The organism is Microbacterium hydrocarbonoxydans (assembly GCF_000956475.1).
In the GTDB taxonomy this organism is placed as follows: domain Bacteria; phylum Actinomycetota; class Actinomycetes; order Actinomycetales; family Microbacteriaceae; genus Microbacterium; species Microbacterium hydrocarbonoxydans_A.
This window is the reverse complement of the sequence record NZ_JYJB01000008.1, coordinates 237,812-250,261: the sequence shown is the minus strand read 5'-3', so window position 1 is coordinate 250,261 and position 12,450 is coordinate 237,812. Positions and strand designations below refer to the sequence as shown.

Sequence of the window (12,450 nt, the reverse complement as noted above, 5' to 3'; positions counted from 1 at the left end):
GCTCAGACGAACATCACGCGTCGCGGCGGTGGGTCGGCGTAGGCGCGGCCGAGCGGACTGGTCCACTGGACGTCTCCGCCAGGAAGCTGCCGCGCCGTCCACCGGTGGCGCTCGTCGATGTCGGGATGCTTGAGCGCGTGGTGATTGGTGCAGAAGACGCTGAGGTTGTCGAGGTGCGTCCTGCCGCCCTTGGCGTGGTCGTGATTGTGATCGATCTGGCAGCGGTGCACGGGCATGCGGCATCCGGGGAACCGGCAATGCTGGTCCCGCGCGTGCAGGAACCGCTTCATGGCCTCGGTCGGAGTGTAGGAGTCGGTCTCGACGAGCATTCCGGTCGAATCGACGAACAGGCGCGACCACAGCGACGCGCGGCCGGCGAGTGCGCGGACGTCATCGGGAAGCAGGGGGCCGTGCCCGTCGAGCTCGGCCAGCCGGTCGTCTTCGCCGGCGAGCGTGGTCGCGGCGATCGTGACCTGCACCCGCGCGGCGATCCCGTCGAGGGCCGTTCCGCGGGTCGCGGTCGGGTCGCTGCCCAGCAGCAGATCTGTCACGATGTCGGCGCGCAGCTCGTCGATGCCCCGCTCGTCCACCGGCGGATGCTCCAGATCCGGTGACGAGTCGTCGACGAGCGGATCGATCAGCGGATCGGTGGTGAACGTGCCGGATTCCCCGAAGATCACCCCGTCTGCGTACGCGGCCGTGCCGTCGTCATAGCGGGGGTCGATGTCTTCGGGACGGAGCGGGTTCTCCCCGGAGTCGAGCACGTCGAGGTCGAGCACGGGGTCGAGGTCGGCGCGGGTCTTGATGACCTGCTGGGCGATGCGGGTGAGCCTGTCGAGGATCGCCACCGCGAGGTGCTCGGGCAGCACGATCTGCAGCAGGGCGAGGCCGTCGCCGACCGAGCGGATCGTCACGGCTCGTTCGCTTCTCGCCCGCTTCTGCTGCTCTGCGACCGTCGAGCCGGTGAGGGCCGCGGCGAGCGAACGCAGCTCGACCCGCGTGGCCGCAGGCGTGCACCGTTCGGCGATCACGAGGGCCGAGACCTCGAAGAGCGTCTGCACCTCGGCATCCGCTGTCCCCGCAGTCACCGCGTCACTGACGACGAATCCTGCGCCGATGATCTCGTGCACGTGCGCGGCCGTCACGGAGCCCCGCCGGAACGCATCCCACAGCCGGGGGTACTCGGAGAGGAAGTGCGCATCGCTGAACGCCTTGTCCATCGTCCCGTTCGCGATCCGCCCTGCGGCGGAGTACTCGGCGACCATCGAGCGGTAGTAGATGTCACGGTGGAATCCGTCGAACTTCACGTCTTCATCGTGCAACTCGATGCGACGCGAGAGGAGACTCGCGGAACGGGCCTGGAGAACCGCAATCTGACGCTGATTCTCGACCCATTCGTCCAGCAGATCCGCCCGCTGCCGGTACTCGTCGTCGATGGTTGCCATGATTCGAGTCTAGAACAAAGATTCGAATACGACAAGAGAATCAGACGGGAAAAGATCGATCTCTTCTCGGCAGGTGAAGGCCGCGGATGGGCGCCTTCAGGCCCTGACCGGGCCGGACGATCCCCGCACGACCAGTTCGCTGGGCAGCACGATCGGGCCCGTGTAGGCCTCGCCGACCGCGATGCGGCCGGCGAGCTCGCCCACGTCGTGGAAGGGCGCTCGCACGGTGGTGAGCGAGGGGGTGAGATCGGCGACGAGCTGCATGTCGTCGAAGCCCACGACCGACACGTCGCCGGGAATCGAGATGCCGGACGCGTGGAGGGCGCGGCAGACGCCGACCGCCATGATGTCGGTCTGGCACACGATCGCGGTGGCGTCGGGATGAGTGGCGATGAAGGCCTGTGTCGCCGTCGCCGCGTCGTCGGAGGTGTTGCCGCTGCGCACCGTCATCTCCTCGTCGAGCGGGATGCCGGCATCCGCCAACCCGTCCTGATAGCCGAGGAATCGCTGGCTGGATGTCGTCGTGTCGTCGAGCGACCCGATGAAGGCGATGCGGCGATGGCCGAGCCCGGCGAGGTGCTCGACGGCGCTGCGGACGCCGCCGCGATGGTCGTAGTCGATCGATGCGATCTGGGGAAGGTGCGGCAGCGCGGCGCGCCCGCACAGGATCAGCTGAGCGCCGACGCGTCCGAGCGTCTCCGCGTATCGCTCGGCGCGCTGCTCGAACTCCTCGGTCGGCGGGGTGGCTCCGACGAGGAGGACCGCGGCCACCCGCTGCTCGGTGAGGGCTTCGATCAGCGCGGCCTCCCGGTCGATGTCACCGCCGGTCGTGCACATCGTGAACAGGTGCCCGTTCGCCGTCGCGACGTCTTCGGCACCGCCTGCCATCGAGGCGAAGGTGGGGCCGACCATCATGCTCGACACGAAGGCGATGCTGCGGCGTCCGACCCCCATCATCGACCGGGCGAGTCCGTTGACCACATAGCCCAGCTCCTGAGCCGCTGCCAGCACGCGAGCGTGGCTCGCTGCTTTGCCCGCCGCGCGTCCGGCGAGCACGCGGGACGCCGTGGCGCGGGAGACCCCGGCGAGGCGCGCGACGTCCGCGAGGTTGGCACCGCCCGAGCGCTCGGGGCCCGGGGTGGTGTTCCTGCGGGCCGGCGTGTCGTCGGAGGTCCTGGTGGTCACAAGGGAAATCTACCCCGCGGATCGCGCTTTCCCGCCGTCCCGACGCAACTAGATGCACATCGGTGATGGATCGACGCGACTCGCAGGGGAGAGGGGGCGCGCAACCGCTCGAATCCGGAATCACGAGGACTCAGGCGATTCACAGGATCACCGCGCGGCATCCGTCGTTCTGTATACCAGGGCGCTACTCTCGGTGTCGCCAGGGAGGGTGCGTCGGCCGGAGTGCGCGGGCGGTCGAAGTGCTCACCGCATTCGATTCTCAAGAAAGAAGCACTCTCATGAACGGGACAGCACGCAAGGCGCTCGCTGAAGCGATCGCCACATTCCTCTTCGTTCTCAGCATCATCGGCGCGGTCAACGCGGACTCTCCGCTGACGCCGCTCGCGATCGGCCTCGCCCTCGCGGTTCTGATCTATGGCACCGGGCACATCTCCGGCGCCCACCTGAACCCGGCGGTGTCAGTCGGCGTGTTCCTGCGCGGCGGCCTGAGTGCCGTCGACCTGGTCGCGTACATCGTGGCGCAGTTCGTCGGCGGCGCGGTCGCCGCGCTCGTCAGCAAGGCGCTGTGGGCCGCAGGCGAGCCGAAGCAGATCGAGGTCGGCCCCGCCTTCCTCGTCGAGGCGCTGTTCACCCTCGCCCTCGTCTGGGCGGTTCTGAACACCGCCACCTCGAAGGACACCGACGGCAACTCCTTCTATGGCCTCGCGATCGGTGGCACCGTCTTCGTCGGAGCGGTCGCGGTCGGCGGCATCTCGGGTGGCGGCTTCAACCCGGCTGTGGCCCTCGGCCTCTCGATCAGCGGTCAGTTCGACTGGGCGAACCTGTGGCTCTACATCGTCGCTCCCATCGTCGGAGCCGTCGTGGCCGCCCTCCTGTTCCGCCTGCTGAACACCGACGACGCCAAGAAGATCGGCGCCTGAGACTCGGCTGCAGAGATGCCGCGTCCTCCTCGGAGGGCGCGGCATCTCTGCGTCCGGGGCTGCATGCCGCGTTCGGGACGGGGGCACCGCTGCTGCTGATCGTGGAGGCCCTCGACCCGAACACGGCGGGCTGATCGGCTGAAGAGCCGAGGAGCCCGGATTCTGTCTCAGGTATTGACAATCACTGATGTTATCGACAACATGATATCGATAACATCACGAGGAGCACCCATGCGAGCAGCGTCGCCCAGCCCGTCCCTGATCCCTCCAGCCCGTGTGCGCGCACCGCGTCGGGAGTGGATCGGATGGCAGTTCGGAGCACCCTTCGCGGTGGTCTTCGTGGTGGTGTTCATCGCCCCGCTCGCGTACGCCGTCTACTTGAGTCTGTTTCAGAATCGGCTGATCGGCGGAAACGCCTTCGTCGGTCTCGACAATTACGCGACAGCGCTCGGCGACTCGCAGTTCTGGGAGGGGTTCGGCCGGGTCGTGCTGTTCCTGCTGATCCAGGTGCCGGTCATGCTCGGCCTCGCCCTGATCGCGGCGCTCGCGATCGACAGCGCCCGCCTGTACGCCTCCGGCCTGTTCCGCATGGTGATCTTCCTTCCCTACGCGGTGCCGGCTGTCGTCGCGGTGCTGATCTGGGGCTTCATGTACGGAGGCAACTTCGGTCTCACTGCCGACATCAATCGGATGCTGGGCGCCGAGTTCCTGCAGCCGTTCTCCCGCTCGTGGATCCTCGCGTCGATCGGCAACATCGTGACGTGGGAGTTCGTCGGCTACAACATGCTGATCTTCTACTCGGCGCTCAAGACGATCCCGGTCGACCTGTACGAGGCGGCTGAGATCGACGGTGCGCGCGGCTGGCAGGTGGTCAAGGCGATCAAGCTGCCCGCCGTGCGCGGAGCGATCGTGATCGCGACGATCTTCTCGATCATCGGCTCGTTCCAGCTGTTCAACGAGCCGAACGTGCTGAAGCCCCTGGCTAGCAATGTGATCACGTCGTATTTCACGCCCAACATGTACGCCTACAACCTGTCGTTCGCCGGACAGCAGTACAACTACGCCGCGACCGTCGCGATCATCATGGGCGTGATCACTGCGGTGATCGCGTACGTGGTGCAGCTGCGCGGCACCCGCCAGGAGGACCGATGACCACGCTGACCACCGCCGAACGCAAGACCGACACCGCCGCAGCCCGCACGAGCGAGGCGCGCACGAGCGCGCTGCGCACAGTCAACCCTGCAGCCCGCGCTCGCGGCGGCTCATCGGCGCACCGTTCGAAGAAGTCGATCGCGCTCACCATCGCGATGGTGCTGTTCCTGATCTACGCGCTCGTGCCGCTGGCCTGGCTCGTGATCAACGCGACCAAGACGCAGGAAGACCTGTTCAGCTCGTTCGGCCTCGCGTTCGGAAGCAGCTTCGCCCTGTGGGATAACATCCTCGCCACCTTCGCCTACCGCGACGGGATCTTCGTGCGCTGGCTCGGCAACACGCTGCTCTATGTCGTCGTGGGCGCCGGCGGGGCGACGCTGCTGGCCACCATGGCCGGGTACGCCCTGGCCAAGTACAGCTTCCCGGGGCGCAGAGCGTACTTCGCGGTGGTGCTCGGCGCCGTCGCGGTGCCGGGTACGGCGCTGGCGGTGCCGACGTTCCTGCTGTTCAGCCAGATGGGGCTGACGAACACGCCGTGGGCGATCATCATCCCGTCGCTGATCAGTCCCTTCGGGCTGTATCTGATCTGGGTGTATACGATCGATTCGGTGCCGACGGAGCTGCTTGAGGCGGCGCGGTTGGACGGGGCGAGCGAGATGCGCACGTTCTTCACGATCTCGATCCGCCTGCTCGCCCCCGGCATCGTCACCGTCGCGCTGTTCTCGATCGTCGCGACGTGGAACAACTACTTCCTGCCGCTGATCATGCTGTCTGACCCCGCCTGGTACCCGCTCACCGTCGGCCTGAACCAGTGGAGCGCCCAGGCATCGGGGGTCGCCGCCGAGCCGATCTACAACCTCGTGATCACCGGATCGCTGATCACGATCATCCCGATCGTCGCGATCTTCCTCTTCCTGCAGCGCTTCTGGCAATCCGGCCTCAGCGCCGGAAGCGTCAAGCAGTGACACAGTGCGGCGCAGCATCCGTCCATCCGAACACCCACCCACCACGAAGAAGTGAAAGCAGGCACATGTCCCCCCTCAGAAGCACCCGCAGCACCGTTCGCGCCTTCGGCGCTCTCGCCATCGCAGGCCTTGCCGTCGGCTCCCTCGCCGCATGCACGTCCGGTCCGACCGGAGCCGGCACGGGGTCTGCATCCGATCTCGATGCCGCTCTCGAGAAGGGCGGCGAGATCACGTACTGGAACTGGACCCCGTCCGGCGAGGACCAGGCCAAGGCGTTCATGAAGGAGTACCCGAACGTCACGGTCAAGGTGGTCAACGCCGGCACGGCCACCGACGAGTACACGAAGCTGCAGAACGCGATCAGCGCGGGCAGCGGCGGCCCGGACGTCGCGCAGATCGAGTACTACGCGCTGCAGCAGTTCGCGCTGTCGGACTCGCTCCTCGACCTCGACGGGTACGGGCTCGACGAGCTCGAGGACGAATACACCGCGTCGACCTGGAGCGCCGTCAGCATCAACGACGGCATCTACGGTCTGCCGCAGGACTCAGGACCCATGGTGATGTTCTACAACAAGACGGTCTTCGACCAGTACGGGCTCGACGTTCCGACCACCTGGGACGACTACATCGCCGCGGCGGAGAAGCTGCATCAGGCCGATCCATCCAAGTACATCACCAACGACGCCGGTGACCCCGGGTTCGCGCAGCCCCTGATCTGGCAGGCCGGCGGTCAGCCGTACAAGACCGACGGAACCAAGGTCACGATCGACCTGCAGGATGCCGGCACCAAGAAGTGGGCCGACATGTGGAACCAGCTGCTGGAGCCTGGTCTGCTCTCCGACATCCCCACCTGGAGCGACGACTGGTACAAGGCCGTCGGCAACGGCACGGTCGCCACGCTCATCACCGGGGCGTGGATGCCCGGCATCCTCGAGGGTTCGGTGCCGGAGGGGGCTGGTCAGTGGCGGGTCGCTCCGCTGCCCAGCTACGACGGGTCGCCGGCGACCAGTGAGAACGGCGGCAGCTCGCAGGCGGTGCTCAAGCAGAGCAAGAACCCGGCGCTCGCGGCGGCGTTCGTCCGCTGGCTCAACAGCTCCGACGAGAGCATCGAGATCTTCCTCAAGAGCGGCGGCTTCCCGGCCACCGTCGCTCAGCTCGAGGATGAGGAGTTCCTGAGCGAGGCGCCGGAGTACTTCGGCGGTCAGAAGATCAATGAGGTGCTGGTCGCGGCATCCGGCGAGGTCGTCCCCGACTGGCAGTATCTGCCGTTCCAGGTGTACGCGAACACCACGTTCGCCGACACCGTGGGCAAGGCCTACCTCGACCGCGGCGACCTGAACGCCGGGCTCGAGGCATGGCAGCAGAACCTCATCACCTACGGCAAGGCGCAGGGCTTCGACATCGCCGACTGAACACCCACGGGCAGGGGCGGCGGCCGAGCCGCGGCCCCTGCCCGTCGCCATTGCGCGGAAGCCCACAGCATCCGCACTCCACCCCGAGAGGACGAAACCCGTTGTCTGAATCACCGTCGCACCCACGCTGGCTCGCCCGAAGCGGAGAAGGCCGTCGCCGCATCTCGTTCGGCGCCGACTACAACCCCGATCAGTGGCCGCGCGAGGTCTGGCAGGACGACGTGCGGCTCATGCGAGAAGCCCACGTCGACATCGTCTCGGTCGCGATCTTCTCGTGGGCGCGGCTGCAGCCGACGGCGAGCGAGTGGGACTTCGCGTGGCTCGATGAGGTGCTCGACCTGCTGCATGCCAACGGCATCGCCGTCGACCTCGCCACGGCCACGGCCTCGCCGCCGCCGTGGCTGACGACCGCGCATCCCGAGATCCTCCCGGTCAACGAGCGCGGCGAGATCCTGCACCCGGGTGGACGTCAGCACTGGCGCCCGACCTCGCCGGTGTTCCGCGAGCATGCTCTCGCACTGGTGGAGCGCCTCGCCGAGCGCTACGCCGACCACCCGGCCCTGGCGGCGTGGCATGTGAGCAACGAGCTCGGCTGTCACAACGCGTGGGACCACTCCGAAGACGCCACCCGCGCCTTCCGCGCCTGGCTCATCACGAAGTACGGCGACATCGCGACGCTCAACGACTCCTGGGGCACGGCGTTCTGGTCGCAGCGCTATTCGACCTTCGACGAGATCATCACACCGCGGCAGAACGCGGCCGCCGCCAACCCGAGCCAGGCTCTCGACTTCAAGCGCTTCTCGTCCGACGCTCTCAAAGAGCACCTGCGGGTGGAGCGCGAGGTGCTCCGCCGGTTCACTCCCGACGTGCCGGTCACCACGAACTTCATGGTGATGGAGGACATCACGGCGATGAACTTCGCTGACTGGGCGGCGGAGGTCGACTTCGTCTCGAACGACCACTATGCATCGGCCAAGCCGAGCTCGCGTGACGAGCTGTCGTTCTCGGCGAATCTCACGGGCAACCTGGCCGAGGGTGCTCCGTGGTTCCTCATGGAGCACTCGACCAGCGCCGTCAACTGGCAGCCGGTGAACCTGGCGAAGCCGCACGGTGCGATGGCGGCGGATGCTCTCACCCACGTCGCTCATGGAGCGGATGCCGTCTGCTACTTCCAATGGCGGCAGTCGCGCAGCGGCACCGAGAAGTTCCATTCGGCGATGGTTCCGCACGTCGGCCCCGACTCGCAGCTCTTTCGCGACGTCGTGCAGCTGGGGTCGACGCTCGCGGGTCTCGAGCAGGTCGCGGGCACCCGGCGCAAGCCGGCGGACATCGCGATCCTGTTCGACTGGGACTCGTGGTGGGCGAGCGAGCAGGACTCGCACCACACGACGCGCTTCCGGTACCGCGACGAAGTGCTGAGCTGGTATCGAGCCGTGCTCGACGCCGGACTCCGCGCCGACGTGCGGCCGGTCGGACAGCCGTTCGATGGATGCCGGGTCGTGATCGCGCCGGCGCTGCACGTCATGCCCGAGGCTCTGGGGGAGAGGCTCGCACGATTCGTCGACGGCGGCGGGCACCTGCTCGTGACGCATAACTCGGGTCTCGTCGACGAGAACGACCGGGCGTGGCTGGGCGGGTACCCCGGGCCGCTGCGCGACCTGCTCGGCATCCGGGTAGAGGAGATCCATCCGCTTCTGGAAGGCGACTCGGTCGCGCTCGACAACGGGGCGCACGCCGAGGTCTGGACCGAGCGCGTGGAGGTGGCCGATCCTGCTGTGCAGATCATCGCCGCGTACGTCGGCGGGGAGCGCGCCGGTCGCGCGGCGATCACGAGCCGGGCCGCCGGCGACGGATCCGCTTCGTACGTGTCATGCGATCTCGACGGGCGCGGGCGCGCGGCGGAGGTGCTGCGTGCGGCCGAGGCGGCAGGCGTCGAGAGTGAGCTGCCACCCGCCCTGCATGGCGAGGTCGAGCTGGCCGTGCGCACCGACGGCGAGAGCGAGATCGTGTTCCTGAGGAACCGATCCGGGGCGACCGTGGAGCTGGAGGGGCTTGCCGTGGGGACGGCGATCCATCCGGTCTCCGAGGACGAGATGCTCTCGCTGCCGCCGCTGGGGGTCGCGATCATCGAGAGGGCAGCCGCGCTGATCCCGGCCCGATGAGCGGCGATGCACGCCCCGGTCGGTCTCAGCCGGCCGGGGCGGGCGCCGTCGAGGAGCGGGCGACGAGCTCGGTGCCCGAGTGCACGATGGGTGCCGCTGGCCGATCCTCGATCAGCGCGATGAGCGCGTCGATCGCTGTCTTGCCTTCATCGTTCACGATGGGGCGCACGGTCGTGAGCTCAGGCTGGAGGTAGGCGGCGACCGGGATGTCGTCGAAGCCGACGACGCTGACCGCGCCGGGCACCTCGATTCCCCGTCGGATCAGACCGTGGATGAAGCCGATCGCCATGGCGTCGTTCGCCGCGAAGACGCCCGTGACGCCCGCGGAGGGATCGAAGGCCTCGGCTGCTGCGGCGCCGGCCTCGGGAGACCAGTCTCCGGGCCATTCGGCGACGACGTCCGCACCCGCGGCATCGACGGCCTGGATGAAGCTGTCGCGCCGTTGCTTCGACGGTAGCCGTCCCTCGGGGCCGCTGATGAGCCCGATGCGCCGGTGGCCCAGTGCGAGAAGGTGCAGCGCGGCCTCCCGGCCGCCGCTCTCGCTGGTGGTCGGCGTCGGACCGGGTGCATCCGCCGGGTCGATCAGCACCGGGATGTTCGACGACCGCCGGCGGACGACCTCTCGCAGCTCCTCCGTGAGGGTCACGACGAGGATGCCGGCGACCTGCTCCACCTCGAACTGGTCGAATGCGTCGTCGATCGACTGCTCATCGAGGCTGTCGATGCCGACGACGTTGAGCGAGTAGCCCCATCGGCGTGCTTCGATCGCTGCACCACGGAGCAGTTCCCCGGGGCCTCGTTCGAACATGTCGTGCACCAGGGCTCCGATGCGGTTGGACTTCTGGGTCCTGAGCAGCCGTGCGGCGTGGTTCGGGCGGTACCCGAGTTCTTCGATGGCGGCCTGCACGCGTTCACGCGTCGCCGGGCGGATTCCTTCGAATCCCTTCACGAAGCGCGAGACCGTCTGTGCGGAGACCCCGGCCAGAGCCGCCACGTCGTAGACGGTGGCCGGTCGGTCTCGGGAGGAGGGTGCGACGCTCACATGCCCATCCCTTCATCCGCCGGGGGCGACCCCTCCCCGATCCTATCCGCGCAGCGCGCCGGCGACGATGAGGGGCGACGCGACGGCCATGCGGATGCCGACTCCAGGTCACGCTCCCTGGCGGTCGTAGGTTCCTCGCACGAGCGGGGCCGGGTCGGCATCCGCCGGCACCGCCGTGTCGAGCGCGACCTCGAGTTGTTCGCCGTCGCGGCGCAGCCGCATGACGGTCCGCCCGCGCGCCGAGCGGCGATCGAGCACGAGGGTGTCGCCCTCCCAGAGTGCAGTACCGGGAGTCTCCGGAACGAAGCCGTAGGAGTCGAACCACCAGAAGCCCGTGCCGACGATCACCGCGTGCGCGAGGAGGTGGCCTGCGTCCTGCAGCTCGACATAGTCGATCAGGATGCCGTCGGGGCCCGGCTCGACGGTGAGCGCGCCGCGCGCGCTGCCCGCCGCCGTCCATGCGGTCGGGAAGAGCTCTTCGTCGCCCGACCAGTCGCCGAGCAGGGCCGCGTATCGCGGATCAGGGGTCATACCTTCGAGACTATGCCGGGTGCGGTGCCCATGAGGGCAGTGCCTCGCGAGCCTCACGCACAGTGGGCCACGACAGCATCGTCCGTTCCGGATATCCGCCAAAGAACGTCGGGTTTCCTGCATTCCGGCGACCGGTCCGTTCTTCCTAGAGTGCGAGGAGCTCCTCGCTCCCCGCGCCGACGAACAGAGGCCGACGATGACAGCCCTTCCCTCCCACCGTGCACCACGCCGATCAGTCGGCGTCGACGTCACGTGGTTCTTCACGATCGCGATCGCGCTGTGCTTCGCCCTCTCGGTGCCGATGGTCTTCCGGCTGGTGCCGGCGGATCTCTACAACCTGATCACTCCGATCCTGCAGCTGACCCCGTTGCTCGCCGCGATCATCATGTGGCTCGTGCGACAACCGGTCCCGTTCCGCGACACCTTCGCGACCAGCTGGCGGGGTGCACCGAAATGGATCGGCGTCGGCGTCGGCCTCATCGCCGCGATCGCCGCGATCCAGACCGCGATCGCCGTGGCATCCGGGATCTGGCCGCTGAACCCCATCGACGACATCCTGGCCGCGTCGGTGTGGATCATCCCCGTGTTCGTCATGCAGTCGGTCTTCGCGACCGGCGAGGAGTTCGGCTGGCGGGGCTGGTTGGCGACCCGTGCAGCGTCGTGGGGCTTCTGGCGGCTCGCGCTCGTCAGCGGTCTCGTCTGGATCGTCTGGCACCTTCCGGTCCTCGCCGTCATCGGGGACCGGCCATTCTGGGACATCGTCATCTATTTCGCGGGCATGCTGCCGTGGGCCCCGCTGCTGCTCGCACTCCGCTGGCGCTCGGGGAGCGTCTGGCCCGCCGTCCTGACGCACGGAGCCATCAACAGCATCCGCGTGTTCCTGCTGCAGTCCGTTCCGTACGCCACCGATCACCTGCTCATCGAGATGATCGGCTGGGTGCTCACACTCGCCGCCGCAGCGTGGCTGATGCGCAGGGGCGGGGCGATGGTCGTGCACGGCCGTTGACGCTTTGAGCGTCGGATGCGGTGGCGGAGCCGCTACGGTGGTTCGACGCAGGCTGAATCCGCCGTCACAGACTTGGAGATCGCGATGGGGTACTTCGACCAGTTGCCGGGGGAATCCCGTGAAGACTTCGTCCGCCGCTTCAGCACTCGACCCGGAGTGGTCGCCGACGGCGTCACGCTGGTCGACCTGTACAACCGCATCGCCGCGCTGGAACGGCGGGTCGCGCAACTCGAGGGGCGGGGCACGACGCCGTGAGCGACCCCATCTCGAACCTTCTCGCCAGCGGCGCCGACCAGGTGGCGGCGCGGGTCTTCGCCGAGGTGTTCACCCCGGACGCCCCTTCTCCTCAGCCGTTCAGGGAGGTTCGTGCGCGACTGGCGGCGCTCGCCGGAGCGACCGAGCGACGCCGGTTCCTCACGACCAGCGCGATGGCCGAGCCTGCATATGCCGGCGGGCTGGAGGTCGTGCTGCTCTGGGAACGCGCTCTTCTGGCGGCACGCATCTCCTCGGGAGATCAGGGGCTGTTCATCGTGGTGCTCCGCGACGGGGAGGCCGCACGGGCGAGCGGCGACGCATACACCGCCGCGCTCTCGAAGCTCCTGGAGTCACGAAGAAGCTGAGTCCGCCCAT

The 12,450-nt window shown here is 67.9% G+C and carries 12 protein-coding genes; 8 read left to right on the top strand and 4 right to left on the bottom strand.

Annotated features, from left to right (window positions below):
• Window positions 1-2: 2 nt before the first annotated feature.
• Complete coding sequence (locus RS84_RS07900) at window positions 3-1,445, bottom strand: HNH endonuclease signature motif containing protein (protein WP_045257232.1); 1,443 nt, start codon at window positions 1,443-1,445, stop codon at window positions 3-5.
• A 96-nt stretch (window positions 1,446-1,541) separates the two neighbouring features.
• Complete coding sequence (locus RS84_RS07895; protein WP_052676278.1) at window positions 1,542-2,630, bottom strand: LacI family DNA-binding transcriptional regulator; 1,089 nt, start codon at window positions 2,628-2,630, stop codon at window positions 1,542-1,544.
• A gap of 278 nt (window positions 2,631-2,908) precedes the next feature.
• Between RS84_RS07895 and RS84_RS07890 the strand changes: the two genes are divergently transcribed.
• From RS84_RS07890 to RS84_RS07870, 5 genes are all read left to right on the top strand, one after another.
• Window positions 2,909-3,550 (top strand): MIP/aquaporin family protein, encoded by a 642-nt coding sequence (locus RS84_RS07890; protein ID WP_045257231.1) that lies wholly within the window; start codon window positions 2,909-2,911, stop codon window positions 3,548-3,550.
• Between the two features lie 231 nt (window positions 3,551-3,781).
• Entirely contained in the window at window positions 3,782-4,702 is a 921-nt protein-coding gene (locus RS84_RS07885; RefSeq protein WP_045257230.1) for a carbohydrate ABC transporter permease, read from the top strand.
• On the top strand, window positions 4,699-5,667 hold the full coding sequence (locus tag RS84_RS07880; RefSeq protein WP_045257229.1) for a carbohydrate ABC transporter permease: 969 nt from the start codon (window positions 4,699-4,701) through the stop codon (window positions 5,665-5,667). Before RS84_RS07885 ends, RS84_RS07880 begins: the two co-directional genes overlap by 4 nt.
• A 65-nt stretch (window positions 5,668-5,732) precedes the next feature.
• Entirely contained in the window at window positions 5,733-7,079 is a 1,347-nt protein-coding gene (locus tag RS84_RS07875) for an ABC transporter substrate-binding protein (protein WP_045257228.1), read from the top strand.
• 101 nt (window positions 7,080-7,180) lie between these two features.
• The gene (locus RS84_RS07870; RefSeq protein WP_045257227.1) at window positions 7,181-9,241 is read left to right on the top strand and encodes a beta-galactosidase; all 2,061 of its coding nucleotides are present in this window, start codon (window positions 7,181-7,183) and stop codon (window positions 9,239-9,241) included.
• Window positions 9,242-9,266: 25 nt separating this feature from the next.
• Here RS84_RS07870 and RS84_RS07865 read toward each other — a convergent pair whose 3' ends face one another.
• Window positions 9,267-10,283, bottom strand: coding sequence for a LacI family DNA-binding transcriptional regulator (locus RS84_RS07865; protein WP_045257226.1), 1,017 nt, complete (start codon window positions 10,281-10,283; stop codon window positions 9,267-9,269).
• Window positions 10,284-10,391: 108 nt separating this feature from the next.
• On the bottom strand, window positions 10,392-10,814 hold the full coding sequence (locus RS84_RS18645; RefSeq protein ID WP_052676277.1) for a hypothetical protein: 423 nt from the start codon (window positions 10,812-10,814) through the stop codon (window positions 10,392-10,394).
• A 196-nt stretch (window positions 10,815-11,010) separates the two neighbouring features.
• On the opposite strand from RS84_RS18645, the gene RS84_RS18640 reads away from it, so the two are divergent.
• The 3 genes from RS84_RS18640 (at window position 11,011) to RS84_RS07845 (ending at window position 12,440) form a co-directional block, all read left to right on the top strand.
• The gene (locus RS84_RS18640; RefSeq protein WP_052676276.1) at window positions 11,011-11,820 is read left to right on the top strand and encodes a type II CAAX endopeptidase family protein; all 810 of its coding nucleotides are present in this window, start codon (window positions 11,011-11,013) and stop codon (window positions 11,818-11,820) included.
• Window positions 11,821-11,904: 84 nt separating this feature from the next.
• Window positions 11,905-12,075 carry a hypothetical protein gene (locus tag RS84_RS19305; protein WP_160298170.1) on the top strand — a complete coding sequence of 57 codons (171 nt, stop codon included), beginning with the start codon at window positions 11,905-11,907 and terminating at the stop codon, window positions 12,073-12,075.
• A complete protein-coding gene (locus RS84_RS07845; RefSeq protein WP_045257224.1) occupies window positions 12,072-12,440 on the top strand; it encodes a hypothetical protein in 369 nt (122 codons plus the stop codon). The genes RS84_RS19305 and RS84_RS07845 overlap by 4 nt, the downstream gene beginning before the upstream one ends.
• Window positions 12,441-12,450 lie beyond the last annotated feature (10 nt).